Genomic DNA, 21,412 nt, shown 5'->3' with positions numbered 1-21,412 from the left:
CGACGCCCAGCCCGTCGGTCACCGACTAGCAGTCGACGCAGGGATCCGTTCCCCAGCCCAGACCGCTGATCCTGGCGTCCCTCAGCGCGCCGGCGTATGCCTGCACCTCGTCGACGTCACCGTGCAGGTACTCGCCCCAGCCGTCGCCGGCCTGCGCCCGGCCGATCTGGAGTGCCCCGGAGCTGCGCCAGCCGTTCGGCAGGGTTCCGGTCGCCTGGGCGTTGGTCTCACCATCCAGGAAGAGCTTGACCGTGTCGGTGGCGTCGTCATAGACCACGGCAAGGCGGTGGCCCTGGCCCTCGCCGCCGTCCGCCATCTCGATCTGCGACACCACCGTCTCGGCGGCGCCGACCTCGTCCTTCTCCGGCATGACCAGCTGCCAGGCGTGCTCGGACGGTTCGTAGCGCACCTTGAAGGCGTCGGTGTGCTCGCCCGCCTGGGACAGCACGGTCATCGGGTGGGCCGGTTCGGAGTCCGCCAGCCGTACCACCACGCCCAGGGTGAAGCTGTCCCCGGTGTCCACCACCGGGCCCTCGGCGACGGCGTGCCCGCTCTCGCCGTCCAGCCGCAGATGCCCGTCGCCGACCAGGGCGGGCGGCACGTAGGTGCAGTCGGGGTCGAGATCCGGGATGCAGGAGTTGTCGGAGCCCCGGTAGATCGTCGCTCCGGTGCCGAGCCTGAGCGGCGCTCCGCCCTTCTGCTCCGGGCTCGCGCCGTCCGTCGCGGTCTCCAGCGACCAGTGTCCGAGCAGCTTCGGTGTGCGGCGGCTCAGTTCGGCCAGCTCGTCCGGCACCACGACCCTGTCGTACGCCCGTACGTCACCGATGTCGCCGTGCCACCGCGCGTGGTAGCCGGACCCGCTGCGGGCCCGGCCGATCTGGAACGCCTCGTTCGGCCCCGCGGGTGTGGCCTCGACGGCGGTGCCGACCGAGCGGCCGTTGACGTACAACTGCGCCTTGCCGGTCTCCTCGTCGTAGAGCCCCAGCAGGTGGGCCCACTCACCGGTCTCGGGAACACCGCCCGACACCCGTGCGCCCCCGATGCCGAACGTCCAGGCGGGTCCGGAGTCCGGGCTGCTCAGTCCGAGGCGGAAGGCGGCCGTGTCGCCCGCGTCCTGGCCGGCGACGGTCATCGTCCGGTCGGTCTGCGCGGGCCGCACCCAGGCGCTGACGGCGAAGGTCCTGCCGGTGTCGACGGCCGGGGCGTCCGGCGTGAGGAAGCCGTGACGGCTGCCGTCGAGGGCGACGGTGGCGGTGGCGCCGGTGCCCCGGGGTGCCGGACCGCCGAAGGTCACGCCGCGGCCGGCGCGGGCGGCGGTGCCCGGCTCGGCGGCGGCGCTGGTGGCTCCCGCCGCGTCGTCGAGCTTCCAGTGGGCGACGGGTGCGCGCCCGCTCGGGACCCGGAAGAAGTACGTGGTGGTTCCGCTGCTGCGCCCCGAGCGGTCGATGGCGCGCACGCTCAGGTAGTCCGGGCGGGCCTGGAGCGGCAGGAACCGGATGGTGGCGGGCCCGCCCATCTCGTCCGGCCGGACGGTCCCGTACGGGCCGCCGATGAAGTTGTAGCGGTACTCGACGACGTCTGATGACGGGGAGTCCACGGTGAAGCCGCCGTAGACGCCGACGCCGCCCCCGATCTGTTCCTCCGGGAAGTCGGGCGAGGTGACGACCGCCTTCTCCGGGCTGGCGTCGTCGTACACGAACTCGCAGACGGACCCGTCGCCCTGCGAACTCCAGGCGGAGGTCGCCTTGCCGTCGTCGGCGCGGACGTGCCAGGAGATCACCGTGTCCGCCGGGATGTCCTCCGGCATCCGCCACGGCAGCCGCGATCCCGACAACGTCTCGTAGGACGTGTACGTACGGCGCTGCTCGACTCCGGCCGCGTCGGTCCACCACGCCTCGAACTCGGCCCTGACCAGGTTGGCCTCGGCGGGCTGGTTGTCCTCCTCCGGGTCGTACAGGACCGCGCCGAGCGTCGGCGGCGCCCCGACGTACGCCCGCTCGTCACCGGTCGCGCACGCCTTGGTCTCCGTCTCCAAGTCCTGCACGAGCGGCTGCTTCGGCGGCAGGTTCTCCGCCGCGTACGCCGTGCCGGACATGCCGGTCCCCGCCACCACGACCGCCGCGGCGCAGCACATCGTCGCGAGCTGCGCTCCAGCGGTTCTTCGTCTTCCAGCCAAGTGTCGTCTTCCAGTCAACTGTCCCACCCCTGTTCACCGTTGAGGCTCGTGGGCCGCACGAGCCGCATGAAGCTAACAGAGGTCACTGACACAGTTGAAGCGCTTTCTGCTGCGTACCGAAGCCGCGGGGGCGGGCGAGGAGGCGAAGCCGAAGCCTCACCGCTGCTCTCGGCACCGGCCTCTGAACGTCAGGCCCGATACACCAGCAGGTTCTCCTCCGCTGCCGGACGGTCGAGCGCCTCTTGTTGCTGCGGTAGCGATGCCCAAGATCCGGATGAGTCGGGCTACGTTCTGGGCGGCGCTTGAGCCCCGGTGCCGGGGTGGACCGCAGGGCGGCGTCGGGTCGAACTCCTATGTTCGGGCCGTGAGTACTGGCGGCGCTGGGCCCAGGAGGGCGACAAGGTCTGCACGGGCGGCATGATGACCGGCGAGAAGTGCGGCTGGAAGGTGACCGACACCCAGGTGAGCTTCACCTACTCCGGCGGTACGAGGGCCAAGAACATGGTCGTCGCCAAGAAGACGTCCGGATCCTGCACGGTCAACGGCGACTCCGGCGGTCCGGTGTACACCGTCGACAGCAGCGGACGCGCCTTCGCGAAGGGCATCATCTCCGGCGGCGGTGGCGGCCGTGGCGGCGGAGACGACAACAGCGGCGGGCTGTTCGACCCGTGCTGGCTATTCTTCACCGACATCGGGTTGGCCAACAGCGCCTTCCCCGGCACGGTAGCGAGGTACTGACATGCGCCGCGTACTTCTCACACCGTTGTTGGCGGTAGCCCTGACCGGATGCTCGCTCCTCGGCCAGAGCACACTGTGCACCGAAGCCGACGCGGACTCGCAGGTCTCCGCCGTTTGGAAGCCCGCCGACTTCGGCGGCGGCCCGAACGAGGCGAAGGTCCGGCTGTGCGTGGACGACACCTGCGAGGAGCGGACATCGGGCAGCCCGGACGACCCGTTCGCCTCGCTGTCGGTCCGACTCCCCGACGACATCGGTGCGTCCACCGTGCCGGTACGGCTCACCGTGACGTCCGTGAAGAGCGGTGACACGGTCGTCGAGGACAGCACCCGGGCCAAACTGACGGAGCAGCACCCCAACGGCACGTCCTGCCCGCCCACCACCTGGACGGCGACGTTCCGCGCCCACCCCGACAAGGGCCTCACCTCACCCGAGGGCATGAAGCTCCAGGGCTGAGCCCTCTACGCCCTCTACGCCCTCTACGCCCTCTACGCAAGCGCCCGTTCCCCCGGCACCACCGGGCGGGACGGGCGCTTCGCGCTTTCTCCCGCCGCCCACCGCTACCGGCTCGCCACCCGGCCACGCCCGACGTGCCTCGCGGCGCCGGTTCTCGGTGAACCTTCGGATCAGCTTCGACGGCTACGGGGCCGGTCCCTGGTGTCGTACTCCCGCCGGGCCTCCTCGGCCGTGTCCAGGTTGACCGACCAGGCGGAGAGTGCGGCGAACATCGGTCCCAGGCTCCGTCCCAGTTCGCTGATCTCGCACTCCACCCGCGGCGGAACCTCGGGGTGGTACGTGCGCACGACGAGCCCGTAGTTCCAACTGCCGTAACCGCTCGGTGGACCGGGCACCGCGCACCGGGCACCGGTCGTCGTGCAGGCGCCGTCTAGGGTGCGGAGATGACGACCTCGCAGACCTACCTCTCCGAACTGTTCTCACTGGACGGCCGGGTCGCCGTGGTGACAGGCGGCAGCTCCGGCATCGGCCACGCCATCGCCGGCGCCCTCGCACGGTCCGGGGCGAGCGTGGTGATCGTGGCGCGCAGGGAGCCGGAACTGGCCGCCACGGTCGACGAGCTGACCGCGGCCGGCTGCCGGGCGGCCTGGGTGAGCGCCGACCTGAGCACTCGCGACGGGGTGCGCACGGCGGCGGACCAGGCAGCCGAGGTGTTCGGCGAGCCCGACATCCTCGTCAACAGCGCCGGGATCAACCTGCGGCCCCCGATGGACGAACTGGCCGACGAGGTCTGGGACACCACGATGGCCGTGAACCTGGAGGCACCCTTCCTGCTGGGCCGACGCTTCGGACCCGGCATGGCCGAACGGGGCTTCGGACGGATCATCCACATCACCTCCCAGCAGGCCCACCGTGCCTTCGTCCACAGCGGCGCCTACGGAGTCTCCAAGGGCGCACTGGAATCCCTGGCCCGCTCCCAGGCCGAGGCCTGGTCCCCCTACGGCGTCACCGCCAACACACTGGTCCCGGGCTTCGTCATGACCCCCCTCAACACCCGCCTCTCCTCCGACCCGGAGAAGGTGGCGGCGCTGGCCGCCCGCACGATGATCGGCCGCAACGGCCTGGCCGAGGACTTCGCAGGGGCGGCGGTGTTCCTGGCGGGGCGGGGGTCGGGGTATGTCACGGGGCAGTCGATCTTTGTGGATGGCGGGTTTTCCGTGCACTGAGCGGGACTTCGCCGGAGATGCCTGGAGTTGGACCCGGTCGGGCCGGGCTGTGATCACCAACAGTCCGGCCGCGTCGGTGGGCGGGTTCGCCTAGGCCGGCCTGAGCCGAGGTAGGAGGCAGCGCTGCTGAAGGCGTGGAACGCGCCGGTGCGCTGGGGCCGCGAAATTCTTCAGCTCCTGCCGGAGCGTCTCCAGTGCTTGCTCGGCTCCGAGAGCCTTCGCCCGATCGGCCACCCGAGCTGTTACGGCCGCGCCGCGATCACGCCGCTCACCGGCCCTGTTCCTCCTGCTTCGACCGAGCCGTGAGGTCAATGCCCTCCTGCACGGCAGTGTCAAAGTCGGGATCCTGGTAGAGGCGGATCCTGCCCCGGTAGTCGACGATCATCGTGGCAACAGCGTTGAGATCCGTGTCGGACGATGCCTCCAACGCACGCTGAAGATCTGCTTCAAAGGACTCCCGGTCACCCGGAAAGCCATGCCCGGACCGAAGAGCAGCTCGAATGTCACCGATGGTCTTCAACGGCAGCGTCGCAGGCCCGGGCGTCTCCACGTACTGTGCGCTCACGATCGTCAGCTCCTTGCTGTCTGCTGTCCCAAGAGGAGTGTCCTACGGCGGAAGGGGCCGCTGAGGAACCTCTCGTCAGTGCGCCAGACGCGAAGGCGCTCGGTGCGCCGTTACTAAGTGAGTACGGTTCCTGGCTCACGCTTGGAGCCCCGGCAGCACCATCCGACCGGTCATCAACACATCGTGGTTGGCGAAGAGCGAGTCGAGTACGAACCTCCGACAGATGTACGCCGTCCAGCTCGCGCCCAACAGATCGGTGTACGCATTGACCGTTCGCGCGCGGCTCGCCTGCGTGAGAATCCACTGGGCCTGGGCATGGCGTTGCTGATGGCCGCCGAGATCGCAGGCAAGGCGCCACAGCTCTTCGCCATCGCCACCCGGGTCGACGACGGTGACGAGTCCGATGTCACCGAGGCAACGCTCGTCACTGGACTGGGTGGTGTAGGCGACGCTGAGACCTTCGAGCGGGAAGACGGTCACGCGGCTGGTCGCGGTGAGCTCGGTGAGGGACAACGGGCGGGGTCCGTTCTGGCACTGAGGTGGGCGGACCGGCCGGGGAGGCCGACCCGCCCATTCCGGGGGACGGGGTCAGCAGCAGGGGCCGTCACCGCAGCAGGCCGGCGGGTTGCAGTCCGCGGCCGTGCCCCACAGCCGCTCGTCGACCTCGAATCCCGCGGACCTGATCTGGTCGACGACGTCGACCATCAGACCGCGCGTGCGCACCTTCGAATTCGGCTGGTGATGCAGGAAGTAGCCGAAGCTCCTCTCGCACCAGTCGGCGTACCAACCGGTGTGCAGGATGAGCGTGTGCCAGCCCGGATCGACTTGCTGGGACGGCGCCATGGCCGCGCCCTCGCCGGACGAGCCCATGACGAAGACCATGGCGAGCGCCTGGTCGACGACTCGGTCGGCGACACAGCGCTCCAGGCCGTACTCCTCGGCGCAGAACGCGGCGAGCATGTCGAACTCGGCGTCGGTCACGAGGGATCGGCCAGTGCGGACGCCGGTGGCAATGGCGGTCGTCATCGGATGCCTCCCTTCGTAGCGCTGCCCTTCCTGGGCGGAGTCGGACCCGGTGGCATGTCGGGTCTGGTCGGGGTTGTGTGCGGCATGGATTCACCTCACCGTGGGGTGGACCTTCGGGCAGCCCTCTCCTCGAGTGCCGAATGCCTGTCGAGTGCTCGGGGGAGGGGGGTTTGCAGACCGCAGCGCGACGTCGTGCAGACAAGCCGCGCGGCGGAAGACGGCTGAGCGGGCGGGTCAGACCAACGTCTGATGGATGAGCTGCCGGTGGCCGGCGTCGACCAGGTCTCGCACCGCCTGTGGCCTGCACAGGTTGCCCTCGTAGCGAGGCGGAACGGCCCAGTACGTTCCGGGCGGCTCCCGGCGATCGATGCGCGGGACGCCGAGATACGTGTCGTCCCGCAGGCACGGCGCGCTGCGGTTGTAGTCCCAGACCAGGCCGGCATGCCACTGGATGAGCGGGTAGTACGTCGGTCCCGCGGCGCGGTTGTCGTGGATGACGGGCCCGCGCAGTCGTTCAGACAGAGCCTCGGTCACCACGCCCGGGTCCTCGGTGTCCAGGGCAGCGCAGACCAGCACCCCCGAGAGCCTTACCGCGGCGAACCGTCGGCCAAGAGGTAAGAGGGCTACCCCCTGGTTCGACCACTCCGCCCGAGCTTGCTCGGGCACCGGGTGTGCCCCCGCGAGCCATTCAGAGATCAGTCTGTCCATGTCCGTTGGCGTCGGCACCGTTGCTCCCTCGATCGTGTGCGTTGTTCACATCCACGAGGAAACCGGAATCGACCTGTCGGCCATCAGGACAGAAGTGGGGCAGTTACCCACAGCCGACCGGACAGTTTTACCGAGGAAGGGATGCCGGTAGGACTACCGTCAGAGGACCACGTACGCGAGGGGGCGGAAGTGGGCGGTTCGCGAAATATCTGTCTCGAGGACCTGTTAGCTGAGTTCGGCTATACCCATGAACAGCTTGCAGGCGAGGTCAACCGGGTGGCCGAGCGGCTGTTCGGTGAGCCTGCCAACTGCACGGATCGGCATGTACGCCGGTGGATCGCGGGCGATGTCCAACGGCCGTGGTCTCGGTACCTTCTCCCGCTCCAGGAAATCTTCGGCCGCAGCCCAGAGGCAATGGGGTTCGTGCAGCGCAAGTCAACCAAGCCCCTCCCTTCGCCGGCACGACCAGCACCGGCGAAGGGGGCGAGCGTGGTGCAGCGTCGTACCTTCATCGCCGGAGCCCTCGTCACCGCCCTCGGCATCGACCAGACTCCGGGGTACGGCCGTCTTGGTGCCAGCGACATTGACAGAATCCGAAGTACGATCACCCGCCTTGACGCCCACTTCAACGGGCTCGGCGGCGGTGCTCTGGTCGATGTCGCGGCCGACTACCTTTTGCGTCTTGAACATGCTCTGGATCACTGCACCTACGGCGAGCGCGTCGAACGTGCGATGCACCGCGCCATGGCGGAGGTCGCAGCGTGTGCGGGCTGGTCGGCCCATGACTGCGGCCAGTACGAGAGGGCCTCCCAACTACGGAGCCGCGCACTGCAGGCCGCACTCCTGGCACGCGATCCGGTGTTGGTGACCAGGGCTTGGTCTGATCTTGCCGCTCAAGCCGAACACGCAGGACGCCCCGCCGAAGCGGCTCGCATCAACCGCGCCGCGCTGTCTGAACGGCACCTGCGGAGTCAGCCGTTGATCTCCTCACTCTTGAACGCCAGACTTGCGGATTGCCTTGCCCAGACAGGCGATCCGCACGGCATGAGCCGCCACCTCGCGGCCGCCGAGCGCACTTACGACCGCGCAGACCCGACCGGTGCCCCCAGCTGGCTCGCATTCCTCACACCTGCTGAGCTTTCCGGCCTTGGCGCCATCGCCCATCAGAGCGCGGGTCAATACGGCCGTGCAGAGGCACACGCAGTTCAGACACTCGATCTTCTCGATGAACGCTTCACCCGGAACCGCGCTTACTACAACGTGCTGCTCGCGGAACTCCAGCTGGCTCAAGGCGACTACGAAAGGGCAGCGACCACGGCCGCTGGCCTCCGTACAGTCGGTATCACCAGCAGTCGCATCACCGCCCGCCTCGAACGGGTCATCGCAGTCAGCCGGCCACTGGGAGGACCTACGTGATGACTACCCACACCGAGCTGGAGTTGCGACACTACGGACACGAGGATGCTGGAGCGATCCGCGAACTCCTATTGGACATCCACGACGAGGTGTACGAAGCAAGCAACGACCCTCTCGCTGGGCGTGATGCCTTCGCGAAGTTCGTCGACCACTGGTCCGCCCACGAGGCGTTCGCGTGCGTCCTCGCATATGACCAGGAGCAGCCGGTCGGCTACGCGTACGGCGCCCCATTGAGCCCGTCCACAACATGGTGGGCCAAGGTCACCCCACCCCTGCCTGAAGACTTCACCGCCGAGACAGGGGCCCGCACCTTCGCCCTGTCCGAGCTAATGGTCCGTACACCCTGGCGCGGCACGGGTGCAGCGCGGCGCATCCACGACGATCTTCTCGCCTCCCGTAGGGAGCAGCGGGCCACGCTGCTTGTACACAAGGACCACATCAAGGTGCGTTCGCTGTATGAGACTTGGGGGTACGAAGCAGTGGGGCATGCCGTGCCGTTCGACGGCGCACCATTGCTGTGCGCGATGGTGCTCTCTTTGTGATGTCCCCCGCGACCACAAGCAGCGCACCGCCGTTTAGGGCGACTTGGCAGCTGTCGAGGCGGCACCAGGAAACCCGAAACAAGCCTGCGAGTACGCGGGACGAGCACTCGATCAACTGGCCTTCACCTGGTACGTGACGGGCATGGATCGCGTACGCGAGGTCCGCCGCACGCTGACTCCACAGCGGCACCGCCTCTGCGTCCGCGAACTCGACGATCGGCTCTACGACCATCAGCGCACTGGGCCGTTGAATCTCCGGATCCATCCGGCAGTTCAAGCAGACTGTCGACACGACAGGTCGGCAGCTCCCTGGCTTCCCGACTGTTCCACTGGATAGTTGCCCACGTCCCAGCGACGCACGAGCGCGGTGCGCATGCCGGCCTCGCCGGCCAGACGGAAGTCGTTGTCGCATCGATCGCCGATGTAAAGGTTTCCGTTGATCGCGGAGGGCGCCGCATCGGCGACGAGTTGGATCTTGAAAACAATCAACTTTTGTTGATCGCACGCTCATTCAAATTTCCTTTGATACGATCGCGCTTCGACTTGACCCATCAAGGAGATGCGGTGGCAGAGGCGACCAGCAGTGCCCAGGAATTCGGTATCTGGCTCGATCGACAGCTGCGCAAACAGGGCATGACTCAGACTGCCTTGGCAGACATGATCAGCGTGACTCCAGCTGCTGTCTCTGCATGGGTGACGGGGCGAGCCGAACCCCGTGAGGACAGGAAGAGGGCGATAGCCGCCGCCTTGGGCACGGACGAAGCGACGGTGTACAGCCGCACCGCGGATGCTGTGACGCGACGTCCTGTCCAATGGATGCCGCGACCGGCGCACGCCGACGGAGGTAGAGAGTTCGGCAACGCGGCGGCCTTCGCGTTCGAGGCCGATGTCGCCGTGCTGGCGAGGGAGGCAACGCAGAACAGCCTGGATGAGCAGCATGATTCGCATCAGCCTGTGCGCGTCCGCTACACACTCAACGAACTGTCGGGTGAATATCTCAGGTCCTTTCAGGACGCGCTGCGTTGGCATGAGATCGAGCCGCACCTTCAAGCCGCGGCCACGCAGAAGCACAAGGTCGGTCGAGTCATTGCCGAAGGTCTGCGCGAGATGCGCGAGTCCGACACCTTGTTGCTGCTTCGAGTGGACGACTACAACTGCACAGGGCTGACCGGACCGGACTACGGCGACGACAGCAAATTCGCCGCTGTGCTCAGGGACCAACTCAATAGTCACAAGGGCAGCGGTGTGGCCGGCGGCTCGTACGGGTTGGGGAAGATCACGCTCTGGGCGACGAGCCGTCTCGGGCTTGTACTTGTCAATAGCACTCTGTCTCGCGCGCATGAGGGGCGCCACGAACGGCGTCTTTTTGGGCGCCTCGAACTGCCCTGGCACGAGAGCAACGGGCGCGCCTACGCCGGGCTCGCCAGCCTCGGCGAGGCGGACACGGAACCGGGGCGCGAAGGAGTTGCCCGTTCTTGGTGGGCGGATGAGGAGACAGCGAAGTCCCTCCACCTGGAGCGAGAGAACCAGGATCCCGGTACATCGTTCCTCGTCGTCGGTGCCCATGATGCTGCGGGTGACGCCGAAAGCCTGCAGGAGATGCACGAGAAGTTGGTCAGATCACTGGCCGACAATTTCTGGGCGGCCATGACGTCCGGCCGGGATGGCCATCCCGTACTGGAAGCCTCAGTGACGACCTTGCGCAACGGCCAGGTGGTCATCCCCGCGGAGAAGGTGGACCCTTCACGACACCAGCCTGCTCGGACGCGTGCGCTGAAGGCCTTTCTTGACGGCGAAACCGTCGATCAGCGTACGGATACCACTCAAGTGGCCATGGCTCATGTCTCGTTGTGGGTACCCCCACGCAAGGATGCGGGAGGTCGTCCTGGCTCCGGCACGGAACACAAAGCGGTTCTCCTGGTCACTGCGGCGGACGACGAGGATGTGGAGCCCAACCGCCTTGTGTGCATGAGAGGCAACCGCATGACGGTCATGACTCGCCGAGTCGCGGACCTGCCGCTGAGTACCGATGCCTTCCAAGCGGTTCTCCTCGCAGGGAAGGCGACCGGAGCGAAGGGTGACGACGTCGAACTGGCGGAAATGTTTCTGCGTGCCTCCGAACCTCCGGAACACAACGACTGGACCAAGACCGAAGACCTCGTAACCACGTATGCCCGCGGCGCCCGCGCAAGGATCGACGAGTTCCGCAAGAGCATGACGGCGGCGGTGCGAAATCTTGTGGGCCGTCGTGAGGCACGGAAGGAGGGCGGCCCCGCTGTACTCCGAGAACTGCTGCGCATCGACGCGCATTCGACTGAGGCCCGTCGACCTGAGCGGCACCCTGTGGTTCGCCATGTCGAAGGCGAGGTTGACACACGGGGGGCTTGGAACGTCAGAGTCGAGGTCAAGCTGCCGAGGCGCGAAGACCCGTGGCTACTCGTACCGGTGGCCAAGTTCGATGTCCGGTCCGGCGGCAAACCCTCGGTGGAATGGTCGAAGCTCATCGCCGGCGAAAACTGTCGAGTGGAGGATGGCGTTCTGCACTTCGAACCAGGCGTGGCCATCGCGTCCTTCAGCGGAGTCACTGATGTGGCCAGCCACCCAGTGACCGCGCACCATGCCCGACTGATCGTGGATCTGCAGAAAGGGAAGGGCGTAACGGCATGAACATCGTGTTCCCTTATCCCGCTCTGGCCGGCGAGGTCGCATTTGAGGTTACCGGGGCGAAGCTTGACGGTCGGGCCCTACCTCTCAGCATGATCTCGCGTGAACAGCGGGTCGTCGCCCTGCATGAGGCTGAGCGCTCCCAATGGGACGAGGCACGGCTGGACTTGAGAGCCGTATTGCCTTCGAAGGAGCTGGCATCCGGAGCATGGAGGGATGTGGTGTGCGTCGCAATCCTGACCGAGCCGGCTACCAACACCCGTGCAGTCGCCAAGCTCTCGTCCGTCGACGACAGCAACTGGGCTGGCAGCTTGAGATTCGCGCGGGATGATCACCACTCACGCGCGCTGCTCACGATCAATGTGGTGGCCACCGTCGACGGAGAGTCAGGGAGGCTCATCGGCACTGCCGAGGAGACCTGGTCTGTTGAGCTCAACGCACGTACGCCGACGCGCAAGCAAGAGTTGAACATTCAGGAGGTCAACTTCCGGGACGGTCCGCACGAATGGCTTCGACCGTTCAAAGAGGCGCCGTGGCTGGTGGAAACCACGGGGGACATGCCCACTGTGCACCTCAATACCGGCTTCGAGGGCCTTGCCGAATTCCTCAACGGACGTGGTGGAGCATTGGAGAAGGCCGTGCGCGGGGTGCTGGCCGCGCAGATTGCCACAGAGGCATGGACGGCGATGTTTCATGCGGCGGTGGGTGATGTCGAGTTGGACGACGACGACACACCGCAATGGCCAGCAGGCTGGAAGGACGGGGTGTTGCGCTCCATGCTTCCAGACGTTCTCCCCGAGCTCTCGCCGGCGGATGCCCTTTTGGAGATCCATCTGCGCCGAACCGAGGGAGGCTGGCAGGACCTCCAGCCGCGAATCCAGTACGCGGCAGCGCGACGCGCGAAGGTCAGTAGGAACCTTGGCAACGGGCTGCGAGCGTTGAACCAGAGTGGGGAGTAGGGAGCCAACGATGAGACCTTCACCTGCGGATCTGCCCGAGTACTTTTCCCTGGTGCCGGACATTGCCGCTGCCAAATACTTGACACACAGTGTGCTCTCCGGGAGCGAAGCGCCACCGAAGCTGGCTCTGCTCCGGTTGGCACAGGGCATTGCTCCGTCGGCTGCGCGTTGGAGAGTTGCCCCAACACGACAACTGCTCGACGAGGCGCGCCGTAGATACGAGGACGACCGCGCCGCAGCTGACGGGTGGTTGGCCCCACGCTTGCACGCGACCATGCGGATGACCAGGCGGGAGGCTGCGAACAGCGGCCTGTGGAACTTCCTGGCACTCGTGGTTGCTCCGGATTATGTGCTCTGGCGTCACAAAGGAGTCACCAAGGAGGGAGAACGTGCCACGGCGGACCGTTTCGTCGGCGTGCACTACAAGCAGACGTTCGCCCGCTTGTGGTGGGCTGCTGAGATGTTTCGGGACGGGGACGACTATGGTCCGGCCGTCTCTGCCTGTGGCATACAGGACGTACTGAACACGGTGCTGCGATTCGAAGTCATCGATCACCGTCCTACAGCCCGAGCGATTGTGCGCCTCCTTGAGCGAGGAGTGGTGCGAACCGGCCGCGACGTGAACGGCCTGGGTACGGCGATCAACGCTGCTGGAAGCACGCTAATGTACGACGTCCTTGCTCCGGACGACGGAGGCGACGCAGAGGCTCGACGCTATTGGATTGGCGAAGCCGAGAATGCCGGGCCCATGCCCTTGGACACCTTGCCGGACGGTCCAGACGACGGACGCATCCCGCAAGGCTCGGTGGATTCACTTGTAAAGCGTTTCGAGGAACTCTTCGCCGAGGCTCCGGTGCGTGGAAAGGAGCGGGGTCCGGAGGTGCCGCCACAGAAAAATGGTGTCAGCCTGGACAAGCCCTACTCACCCGTCTAGACGTCGATGGATCGCCTTCGCGAGGGCCTGACCCAGGCCGATCGGAACGGCATTACCGATCTGACGTGCGATCTGCACCTTGCTGCCGAACCACTTGAAGTCGGGAGGGAAGCCCTGGATCAGAGCCGCTTCGTAGTGGGTGATAGGACGGTTTTCCTCGGGATGGAGGTAGCGTCCCTTTTCGGGCTTGTAGAACTCCGTGCGGATCGTGACGGAAGGTCGATCCGCGTGCAGGCGTCCCATGACGTCACCAGAACCAGTTCTGTGATTGTCCCAACTGGTCGTGGAGAGATAAGCTTTGGCGCCGTCAATCTCGGTCCACCGGTCAGTCAGGTCGTGACGATTTCCGCCCGGAGGGATGGCGTCGTACCTGGCCAGCGACAATGGCGTTGGATTTCGGCCGATGTGGAGTTCTTCCGTCTCGTACGGACCAGGAAGAGTGACCCCCAGCGGCTTGTCCGTGCGAATGGGAAGATCCGTTTTGGGAGCATTCTTGGGCGTGCGTGAGAATACCGCCTCGCCAACGGTGAGCCACGGAAGGAGTTGTTCGGGCTCATCGACCCCGTCGAGACTCGTCTGGAGTGACCCGACCTCGCGAGAGTGCGTAGGGTGAGGGTGTTCCAGGGGCTCGCCGACGTCATTTCGCGTTGCGATCACGATGGCCCGGCGGCGCGCTTGAGGCACGCCGTAGTCGGCTGCGTTGAGAATCTTCCAACGTAGCGTGTAGTCGGCCAGCGGTCCGGCGTTCGTCGTGGCCTCTTTGAGGCTTTCGAACTCTTGGGACTTGAGGAAACGGTCCACGTTCTCCAGGACGAAGATCTTGGGATTGATCGCTGCTACCACACGAACGTACTCGGCCCAAAGGCGATTGCGCGGGTCATCGGCTTTGGGCTTGGCGGGGTTATTGCGATGCAATGCGGAGAAGCCTTGGCATGGTGGCCCACCCATGATGACGTCCACTTTGCCCTTGTATGGCTCCGGGTCCCACGTGGCGATGTCGACGTTGGCGACATGAGATTGTCCGAAGTTGGCGGCATACGTAGCGGCTGCTGCCTCGTCGTACTCGACGGCTGCGACGGACTGGAACGGTGAAGATCCTGGACCGTCCGGTTCGTATGCGCGGAACCCGGCGGAGAAGCCGCCGGCGCCTGAGAACAGGTCGACCACCTTGATCGAAGAGACGCCCGGTGCCATACCGGTGGCTGATTCGGAGGAGGCGGTCATGGTGGTGCAGTCTAATAGTGATCACCCAGATGTGCCGCCAGTGTCTCACGATCGCTCCGTGATCGTGCCAACATCGAGAGGCTACGAAGGCATGCGGGGTGACTGCCGCAGAGCTTTGGCGATTTGGCATCCGAGGGCCGCGGCGATCGGGGGCGGTGTCGTTTGACTGATTTGCCGGTAGGCGGACGTCTTCCGACCCAGGATCTTCCAGTCAGGGGTGAAGCCCTGGAGGAGTGCAACTTGGTCCACCGTTAGCTTGGGGAGTCCGAAGCGCGGCTCGATCTCCCGATTCAGCCGGAAGTCGGGTCCTGGGACACTGTCGCCGATGCTGCCGCCGTAGATGCCCCAGCGCTCCCAGATCGCCTTCGCGCGACTCGCACCGAGGTCTGCTCCACCGCGTCCTGTTGCCCCACCCATGATCAGTGGGGCTGGTTCTGACGCGCGGGTGGCCCACTCCGCAGCTTCCGGCCAGCCGCCAGAGGCCATGGATTCGAAGAGGGTCTGCCCGAGAGTCGGGCACGGGTCGGGGCTGGGCTCGGGCCACACGAAGTGGGACAGATCCTGGGGGTGCATCGCAACCATGAAGCCATGGGGGCGATGCTGGGGCACGCCGAAGTCCGTGGCAGCGAGTACCGCTGAGATCACCTCGTAGCCCAGGTCTTCCACCGCATCCCGAACCTTCTGACGCTCGGCGTCAAATTTCGTGGCCTTGAGGAATGTCGGAATGTTCTCCAGTAAAAGAACTCGCGGCCTGACGAAGGAAGCCATGTCCAGCACGGCTTGCAAGGTGTCCCGCTTGTCCCCTGTGGCTAGTTGCTTGCCTGCCACGGTGTAAGGGGTACGTGGCAGACCACAACTCAAAACATCGGCATGGTCCAACGGGGCATGGTCCAGCGGGTCAATGCGTTTGAGATCGTCGTGGATCGTGTACCAGTGAGGCCTGTTGTGGGACAGCGTTTCGCAACTGTCGTGATCGATGTCGACGGTTGCGGTCACGTCGAACCCAGCTTGTTCTAGGCCGAGTGACTGTCCCCCCACGCCTGCACACAGTTCGATTGCGGTGAATCGCTGCTCGGACAAGTGCGGCTCCCCCTCCCCGTCTGCGCGGGCCGACCCACGCAGGTTCCAGAGTAAGGGGAGCGACGACAGCAGTTGTTGCGCTGGGTGAACCAGAGCCAGCGCTGTCCAGTACGGCGAAGAATTCAGGACAGAGAGAGGTTCACTCCCCGTCCTTGGTGATGATCGCTGCGTCTGATGAGTCGATCGTGGTGAAGGTGACGACCCTGCCGTCGTTACTTCGCGCAGAGGCCGGTGCGACGAATGAGAAGGCCATGACGAGCTTGCCTGGATCGATCTGGGCCGAGGCTTCCACCTCTGCCTTGTGTTGCGGTTCCACGATTGGATACAACACGACAACGCCGCGGCTCTCGTGGACGTAGTGTTCGGTGGCCGGATCGCCGCTGGAGGGCAGCGCTCCTGCGATGCGTAGCGCAACGCCGACGTGTTTTGGATCCCTGATCGCACCGAAGATCGGGCCACGGCGACGGGCACGGCTGAACCATGAGAACGGCCGATTCTCAGTGCCCAGCATGATCTTCTTGTTGCCCGAAGCATGCTGCGGGGCAAGGATTACCCAGTCCTCGACCTTGGCCGATGCTGTGATCTCCTTCAAATAGGTGAGATGCGGTGCGAACTGTGTCTCCACTCCCCACTTCAGGGAGCACAGCAGAGGGAGAAGGTCGGCCGAAGAGACCAGCCCTGTCAGCGCGTTGAACCGATGCGTGACGGCGTCGAAGTTGTAGGCGAATTCGGTTGAAGTGGACGACAAGGAATCCAGTACCGGAGTCCACAGTCCAGTGTTGTGACGAAGCGCCGGCGCGGAGGTGGGATAGGCAGTCGGCTCTTCCCACTGCCCGGGTGAGCGCTTCTCCACCAACTGCGCGTTGAACATCTTGTTGGGGCTGGTCGGCTTCAACCACGACAAGTGCTGCGACACCAGTGGCGGGACCTGAGCAGGCGTCACTTGAGGACGTCCGTCGATCACCTCCGCGTACTGCTGAAGTTCATGGCGGAAGGTCTCCTCGTCGCGGCAGATCGCTTCGAATGCCTCATACAGGTCGACGTCCTTGGTGCCCATCGTCTCCTCACGGCCGAGATACAGCCGGACAAGATCCCGGTAGCCCTTGCGGAAGCCGAACCATCGGCCCATCTGCATCAGTGTGGAGGCGTTGTTCGTACGGCGGCGATAGTAAGTGACTGTGAGGCCCTCGACTGTGAACCCGCGAGCGAGCTTCTGCCCGCCGATGAGGATCTTCCAGATCGGACGTTTGTCGAAGTCGGCTTGACCTGTTTCGATGTCCTTGTCGCCGTTGACGACGATGATCGGCTGATCGTCGCCACCGATGCGAATCGCCGCAGCTCCGATGTGGCGCGCCAACTCGTCGTAGGAAGACGGAACTGCCTGGCCCTCGGCTCGGACGTGGGAGACGGGAGCGAGATCGGTTTCAAAGAGTTCGCGCAGACGTTCGTGCCCACTGGCGCTGGTGTAGCCGGAATTCCACCACAATTGCGTGACCCGGCCAAGGAGTTCGCGATGATGGGCGGTGCTGACCGACTCGTGAATCAGCATTGTATGGTGCTGGAAGTACCGATCTCCGAGGCCGTGCTCCTCGCGGTAAAGCTTCATCGCGGCGGTGAGCACGAACATGTCCAGGGCCTTTTGGAGGGCGGTGTCGTCCTCGTCGTCATCGAGGACGATGTCCCGAACATGAGCCTTTTCGTTGGAGTTTGCGAACGTGCGCTCCTCGTTCGGAATCACGGAGTCCAGGTCGTGGAAATCCTGCACACCCATATAGCCGTCCGGGCGAGGCAGTGAGACGATGAAGTCCTTGGGGAAGATGTCTTCGGTATCGCTGGGATCGATGAAGACATTGGCAAAGGGAGTAGCCGTATATCCTACGTACTGGGCGCGAGGGAGAATCTCAAGAAGTTCTGAGATTTTCTGATTGATTGCCGTACGCTCGGCATCCGGTTTACTGAGATTCGACGTGTTTACGGAGGCCTCGTCGGACTCGTCATCGATGATGAGGACTGGAATCTCGGATAGCGGGGTCTTGATCTTGTTGAGGTCTTTGACCAGCTTGGTGAGTACGGTTTTGTTCTTCTTGATAACCATCAAACGTGCAGAGGCCCGGTGTAGATTTCGCGGATCATAGAGGGGGACTGCTGGCTCCCGCTTCTCGAACTCAAGTGCCACGATGCCCTGCAGCAAACTCTTGTAGTCGTTGTCCCTTGTGGTCATGCGGACAATGTCGAAACCACCGAGGGCTGAGGGAAGTCCGTTGTGGGACAGGAACTGTCCCTTGGACCAGGCCGGATCGTCGGCATAGTCGGATTCGTATTCGGCTGCTCCGCGCAGGATGTTCTCCCGTCCGACGAGTTCCATGTCGAGACGCCGCTGTGTCTGCGCGCGGAGTAGGTTGAGAGTGCCGCCGAGAACAATAATCAATCGGTAGCCCGCATCCACGGCCTTGGCGATGACGCCGGTGAAGTTCGCGGTCTTGCCTGACTGGACATAGCCGACCACCAACCCCTTGGACTGGTAGGCCACCGCATCGGTCGGATTGGCGAGTCTTTCGACGACTCGGTCTGAGGCCGAGTCCAGGTCGGCCACCGCTGTCTCCGGCCACCCTTTCTCGACCAGCAGGTGTCTGTATGCCGGCCAGTACCAGCTCCGGCCTTGCTGGGACTGTGGCGTGTACCAGGGGGTGAACTCATCGCTGATGACGACGGCTCCGGCCGCCTTGGGCACAGGAATCAGCGCGTTCAGGAGCTTGCGCGTTTCGTCCTGCAGACCCAGCAGATGGAGCACTGCGGCACGTCGTTCATCGGTGCGTGGATCTGTGTCCGACCACGCGGGTTGTTCGGCATAGTCCCATTGGGTGAGCTGCTTGCGCCAGAGCTCCACCAACTGGTCCGTGGAATGGGAGGAGTAGAGCTTGTCCTGGAAGTCCGCTTCGCTGGCGTGCGCCTCTGCCTGTGGTCCCTCGTCCTCTGCCTGGTACTCGAGAGCTCGCTGCAGGTTCTTCGGTCGGTTTGCCTGCATTCCTGCGAGGGCCGACTTGTGGAGCGTGAGGCGTACGGTTTCTGCATCGGTCATGGAGAGATTCCTAAGGAATTACGGAAGGCGGAATTCGTCCAGGGCTGTGGACGGAGGTGCAGTGGTCGCCGGTAAGCCGGTCACATCGATCGTGTACTGAATGTTCGAGACCCGTTCGCTGACGGACTCGGGAAGAACCGTTGAGTCCAGCCGCGGCACCACCGAGGCGTCGAGTAGGAGAGGCTGGGTCCGAGGTGTCCAGCGCTCATCATCGGGGACGTCGTCCGACCAGCCAGCTGCGGCAAGCTTGTTGTCGAGGCGACGCAAGGATGCCGGAGCATGCTCGGCCACGGAGGCCTGCACGGCGCGTACGCAGTCGGCGAGCGTGCGACCGTGGGTGCCGCCTCGGGTGAGTTGCAGTGAGGCGAACCACAGGGGGCGATCCGATGTGGGGGTGAGCTGGCCAATGCCATGGATCGTGTGGCGGCGTTGCTCAGATGCGGTCGTCTTCACCTCGAAGTCGAATCCCGGCAAACCGAAGTCGTGCTCTTCCCCTTCCGGGCCAGTCCATGACTCGACGGCCATTGCCCAGTCGTACTCCTGGGCAAAGCAGTTGAGGACGGCCAGTTCGCCGATGAGGCCGATACGTTTCTCCGTGCTGAACCCATGAGGTCGGTTCAGGAGTGCGCTCCACGCCCTTATCGTTTCCGCGAAGGCCTGATCCAGGGTGCGCCCATGAGTCACGATCCTGTCGGCGATCGCGGACAGCAGATCGTGAAAGTCTCGCATCAAGGTTATTTCGGTGGTCCGGATTCGTGCCAGGCGCATGCCGCGCTCTGCGATCTGGTCTATTCGGATAGTGGGCATGGAGGATCGCGGCGGGCGGTGTCGGCGGTCCAGTTCGACATGCAGAGCTATTTCCTGTCCACCGTGGCCGACGACATACGAGACCTCGGGGCGGGAAGCCGGATGAGAGAGCGGGAACGTGGTCGCCTGGCCCTTCCCCAAGAAGTATTCGACCTCTGTCCACTGGACATGCTTGCTGTCAGTCACCGTCGACCACCCCGTTCATTTCTGTGCGGGCCGCCGAAACGAGGATCGCTTGCCACAGTTGCAGATTATCCTTCTCTCGGCTCCCGCTGTACTCCTTCTCGAAGACTTGATGAAGCAGGATGTACATGAGGGATTTGAGAAGGGGTGCATCGTTGAGGCCGCCGCGACGGCCGCTCAGGATCGCCGACCTGTAGTGCTGGTTGAGGACGATGGTGCTGTCCTCGCGATCGATCTGGAAGAAGAGGTCGTTGTCGAGCTTCTGCCAACGGATCGAAATCGGCTCCATATGAGGGATCACCGGAAGTTCTTCCATGAGCGTTTCGCGTACGGCCGGAGCGATTCCCTTTCCTGGCGGCGCGACCGCTCTGCGCGCGGTGTTGGACCTCTTGCGGGAGTCTCGATAAACGGTGTCCGCGTCGCTGAGATACTGAAGAAAAGTGTTTCCCGCGGTGTCTGCGGCTTTTTCCAGAGCTGTCGTGAACTCAGGGGAGGTCTCGACTCCGGATTTCTTGACGGTGAGGCGGAACACATCGCCGGATGTTTCAGGCAGATTCACTGAGACGCGGGCGAGGGAGAGGTGTTGCTCGGGTTGTCGGAAATTGTTCCAGCCTCCGGCCTGGACCAGTCGATCGTTTCGGTAGAAATAGAAGCCTTGTCGATCGATGACGGAACCGACAGCCTTGTACTCGTCGACATTGGACTTTGGGGTCCAGATATGGGCGTTGAGTACCACATCACCCACAGATGGGACAGTGGCGGTGAATAGGCGTGGGTATTTGTGATTTCCGCTCACCGGATAAGCGAAAGGGTTCAACGGTTCTACACCGAAGTCCAGATAAACCGTTCCCGTGCTAACATCCTCCACGGCGATCGTGATATTGAAGTCCTCCTTGGCGAGAAAACGATGAAGGTAGAGGCCAAGGTGGAGGCCCAGCTTGTTGATGGTGCGCTGAAGGTAGCGGTCGGTCTGGCCGCCTCCGCCGTGCTTGGGGAAATCCTTCACTCCATCCCAACGCACCACCGTGCCCTGCCACAAGATTGGCCGGTCGGCATACCGGTCGATGAGGTTCTGTGCGTATTGGGGTGCGACGATGTCGCACTGAAATCCGGAAACGGCCCGTTCCATCCGCCAGCGGCGTCCTGCGGCGCGGGTACGTTTGGTTGTGCTGATGAGAGTGACGGCGGAGGCGTGACTGAGGGACGCGGACTTCAGTCCGGTGCCGAACATGCCCAGAGCTCCGTCGCCGTAGTCGCGACGGCCGCCAACGGTCATGGCGATGTCCAGGTCCTCGTCGCTCATCCCTTTGCCATCATCCACGACGAGGAGGCTTACGAGTTGGTCGCCGTCTCGGAGGAAGTGGATCACCACATCCTTGGCGCCGGCGTCGATGGAGTTGTCCACCAGATCGGCGATGGCCACGTCGAAACCGTACCCCTGGCTGCTGAGCGCCTCCATGTACCGTGCGTCAGGGGGAAGATGCTTGCTCCCCGCGACAGGTACGTCGAACTGCCAGTCGGTGGTCATCGCCTCGCCTTATTGGTCACAGTCAACTAATACGATCAATGGTGACGGTAGCTTGGAGGTCGGACAACATACGGGAAGTCGCAAGACTCGGCATGCGCTGAGC

General features: G+C 64.5%; 19 protein-coding genes and 1 pseudogene. 8 read left to right on the top strand and 12 right to left on the bottom strand.

The annotated features are described in order from the left end of the window. Positions 1–25: 25 nt before the first annotated feature. Positions 26–2,134: a LamG domain-containing protein gene (locus ACZ5XS_RS06680; RefSeq protein WP_468648607.1), complete on the bottom strand. Its 2,109-nt coding sequence runs from the start codon at positions 2,132–2,134 to the stop codon at positions 26–28. A gap of 459 nt (positions 2,135–2,593) precedes the next feature. On the opposite strand from ACZ5XS_RS06680, the gene ACZ5XS_RS06675 reads away from it, so the two are divergent. Next, positions 2,594–2,914 (top strand): hypothetical protein, encoded by a 321-nt coding sequence (locus tag ACZ5XS_RS06675; protein ID WP_468648412.1) that lies wholly within the window; start codon positions 2,594–2,596, stop codon positions 2,912–2,914. 1 nt (position 2,915) lies between these two features. Next, entirely contained in the window at positions 2,916–3,368 is a 453-nt protein-coding gene (locus ACZ5XS_RS06670; protein WP_468648410.1) for a hypothetical protein, read from the top strand. A gap of 170 nt (positions 3,369–3,538) precedes the next feature. On the opposite strand, the pseudogene ACZ5XS_RS06665 reads toward ACZ5XS_RS06670, so the two are convergent. After that, positions 3,539–3,752, bottom strand: a pseudogene (locus tag ACZ5XS_RS06665) (winged helix-turn-helix transcriptional regulator); the annotation flags it as partial. 59 nt (positions 3,753–3,811) lie between these two features. Here ACZ5XS_RS06665 and ACZ5XS_RS06660 point away from each other — a divergent pair. Beyond that, the gene (locus tag ACZ5XS_RS06660) at positions 3,812–4,594 is read left to right on the top strand and encodes an SDR family NAD(P)-dependent oxidoreductase (protein ID WP_468648408.1); all 783 of its coding nucleotides are present in this window, start codon (positions 3,812–3,814) and stop codon (positions 4,592–4,594) included. A 268-nt stretch (positions 4,595–4,862) separates the two neighbouring features. Here ACZ5XS_RS06660 and ACZ5XS_RS06655 read toward each other — a convergent pair whose 3' ends face one another. The 4 genes from ACZ5XS_RS06655 to ACZ5XS_RS06640 all read right to left on the bottom strand — a co-directional run bounded on the left by ACZ5XS_RS06655 (position 4,863) and on the right by ACZ5XS_RS06640 (position 6,761). Further along, complete coding sequence (locus ACZ5XS_RS06655) at positions 4,863–5,159, bottom strand: DUF6247 family protein (protein ID WP_468648406.1); 297 nt, start codon at positions 5,157–5,159, stop codon at positions 4,863–4,865. A 135-nt stretch (positions 5,160–5,294) separates the two neighbouring features. Beyond that, positions 5,295–5,672, bottom strand: coding sequence for a hypothetical protein (locus tag ACZ5XS_RS06650; RefSeq protein WP_468648404.1), 378 nt, complete (start codon positions 5,670–5,672; stop codon positions 5,295–5,297). Positions 5,673–5,747: 75 nt separating this feature from the next. Next, the gene (locus tag ACZ5XS_RS06645; protein WP_468648402.1) at positions 5,748–6,185 is read right to left on the bottom strand and encodes a glycine-rich domain-containing protein; all 438 of its coding nucleotides are present in this window, start codon (positions 6,183–6,185) and stop codon (positions 5,748–5,750) included. Positions 6,186–6,419: 234 nt separating this feature from the next. Continuing rightward, positions 6,420–6,761 (bottom strand): hypothetical protein, encoded by a 342-nt coding sequence (locus ACZ5XS_RS06640; RefSeq protein ID WP_468648400.1) that lies wholly within the window; start codon positions 6,759–6,761, stop codon positions 6,420–6,422. A gap of 321 nt (positions 6,762–7,082) precedes the next feature. Between ACZ5XS_RS06640 and ACZ5XS_RS06635 the strand changes: the two genes are divergently transcribed. Continuing rightward, positions 7,083–8,309: a tetratricopeptide repeat protein gene (locus ACZ5XS_RS06635; RefSeq protein WP_468648398.1), complete on the top strand. Its 1,227-nt coding sequence runs from the start codon at positions 7,083–7,085 to the stop codon at positions 8,307–8,309. Then, entirely contained in the window at positions 8,309–8,851 is a 543-nt protein-coding gene (locus ACZ5XS_RS06630; protein WP_468648396.1) for a GNAT family N-acetyltransferase, read from the top strand. The genes ACZ5XS_RS06635 and ACZ5XS_RS06630 overlap by 1 nt, the downstream gene beginning before the upstream one ends. 273 nt (positions 8,852–9,124) lie before the next feature. On the opposite strand, the gene ACZ5XS_RS06625 is transcribed toward ACZ5XS_RS06630, so the two are convergent. Next, the gene (locus ACZ5XS_RS06625; protein WP_468648394.1) at positions 9,125–9,340 is read right to left on the bottom strand and encodes an HAD hydrolase-like protein; all 216 of its coding nucleotides are present in this window, start codon (positions 9,338–9,340) and stop codon (positions 9,125–9,127) included. Between the two features lie 75 nt (positions 9,341–9,415). Between ACZ5XS_RS06625 and ACZ5XS_RS06620 the strand changes: the two genes are divergently transcribed. Genes ACZ5XS_RS06620 through ACZ5XS_RS06610 form a run of 3 tightly spaced genes read left to right on the top strand, consistent with a single transcriptional unit; the run spans position 9,416 to position 13,408 of the window. After that, the gene (locus ACZ5XS_RS06620; protein WP_468648392.1) at positions 9,416–11,518 is read left to right on the top strand and encodes a helix-turn-helix domain-containing protein; all 2,103 of its coding nucleotides are present in this window, start codon (positions 9,416–9,418) and stop codon (positions 11,516–11,518) included. Beyond that, complete coding sequence (locus tag ACZ5XS_RS06615) at positions 11,515–12,474, top strand: hypothetical protein (RefSeq protein ID WP_468648390.1); 960 nt, start codon at positions 11,515–11,517, stop codon at positions 12,472–12,474. The genes ACZ5XS_RS06620 and ACZ5XS_RS06615 overlap by 4 nt, the downstream gene beginning before the upstream one ends. A gap of 10 nt (positions 12,475–12,484) precedes the next feature. Next, positions 12,485–13,408, top strand: coding sequence for a DUF6339 family protein (locus tag ACZ5XS_RS06610; protein ID WP_468648388.1), 924 nt, complete (start codon positions 12,485–12,487; stop codon positions 13,406–13,408). Here the strand turns inward: ACZ5XS_RS06610 and ACZ5XS_RS06605 are convergent. The 5 genes from ACZ5XS_RS06605 to ACZ5XS_RS06585 all read right to left on the bottom strand — a co-directional run bounded on the left by ACZ5XS_RS06605 (position 13,397) and on the right by ACZ5XS_RS06585 (position 21,309). Next, on the bottom strand, positions 13,397–14,632 hold the full coding sequence (locus tag ACZ5XS_RS06605; RefSeq protein WP_468648386.1) for a DNA cytosine methyltransferase: 1,236 nt from the start codon (positions 14,630–14,632) through the stop codon (positions 13,397–13,399). The two genes, ACZ5XS_RS06610 and ACZ5XS_RS06605, sit on opposite strands and share 12 nt — an antisense overlap. Before the next feature lie 81 nt (positions 14,633–14,713). Further along, positions 14,714–15,712: a DNA cytosine methyltransferase gene (locus ACZ5XS_RS06600; protein WP_468648384.1), complete on the bottom strand. Its 999-nt coding sequence runs from the start codon at positions 15,710–15,712 to the stop codon at positions 14,714–14,716. A 139-nt stretch (positions 15,713–15,851) separates the two neighbouring features. Further along, positions 15,852–18,791, bottom strand: a complete 2,940-nt coding sequence (locus ACZ5XS_RS06595; protein ID WP_468648382.1) for a Z1 domain-containing protein — start codon at positions 18,789–18,791, stop codon at positions 15,852–15,854. Between the two features lie 18 nt (positions 18,792–18,809). Continuing rightward, entirely contained in the window at positions 18,810–19,784 is a 975-nt protein-coding gene (locus tag ACZ5XS_RS06590; protein ID WP_468648380.1) for a PD-(D/E)XK motif protein, read from the bottom strand. Then, a complete protein-coding gene (locus tag ACZ5XS_RS06585) occupies positions 19,777–21,309 on the bottom strand; it encodes an ATP-binding protein (protein WP_468648378.1) in 1,533 nt (510 codons plus the stop codon). The genes ACZ5XS_RS06590 and ACZ5XS_RS06585 overlap by 8 nt, the downstream gene beginning before the upstream one ends. Positions 21,310–21,412 lie beyond the last annotated feature (103 nt).

It is taken from the genome of Streptomyces sp. NPDC033131 (assembly GCF_055578365.1).
The sequence above is the reverse complement of the archived record's forward strand: the minus strand, read 5'-3'. Positions and strand labels throughout refer to the sequence as shown.

Coding starts and splice junctions, on each gene's coding strand:
- ACZ5XS_RS06680 (WP_468648607.1), bottom strand. CDS start 2,134: ATGTGCTGCGCCGCGGCGGTCGTGGTGGCGGGGACCGGCATGTCCGGC.
- ACZ5XS_RS06675 (WP_468648412.1), top strand. CDS start 2,594: ATGATGACCGGCGAGAAGTGCGGCTGGAAGGTGACCGACACCCAGGTG.
- ACZ5XS_RS06670 (WP_468648410.1), top strand. CDS start 2,916: ATGCGCCGCGTACTTCTCACACCGTTGTTGGCGGTAGCCCTGACCGGA.
- ACZ5XS_RS06660 (WP_468648408.1), top strand. CDS start 3,812: ATGACGACCTCGCAGACCTACCTCTCCGAACTGTTCTCACTGGACGGC.
- ACZ5XS_RS06645 (WP_468648402.1), bottom strand. CDS start 6,185: ATGACGACCGCCATTGCCACCGGCGTCCGCACTGGCCGATCCCTCGTG.
- ACZ5XS_RS06630 (WP_468648396.1), top strand. CDS start 8,309: ATGACTACCCACACCGAGCTGGAGTTGCGACACTACGGACACGAGGAT.
- ACZ5XS_RS06615 (WP_468648390.1), top strand. CDS start 11,515: ATGAACATCGTGTTCCCTTATCCCGCTCTGGCCGGCGAGGTCGCATTT.
- ACZ5XS_RS06610 (WP_468648388.1), top strand. CDS start 12,485: ATGAGACCTTCACCTGCGGATCTGCCCGAGTACTTTTCCCTGGTGCCG.
- ACZ5XS_RS06605 (WP_468648386.1), bottom strand. CDS start 14,632: ATGACCGCCTCCTCCGAATCAGCCACCGGTATGGCACCGGGCGTCTCT.
- ACZ5XS_RS06595 (WP_468648382.1), bottom strand. CDS start 18,791: ATGACCGATGCAGAAACCGTACGCCTCACGCTCCACAAGTCGGCCCTC.
- ACZ5XS_RS06585 (WP_468648378.1), bottom strand. CDS start 21,309: ATGACCACCGACTGGCAGTTCGACGTACCTGTCGCGGGGAGCAAGCAT.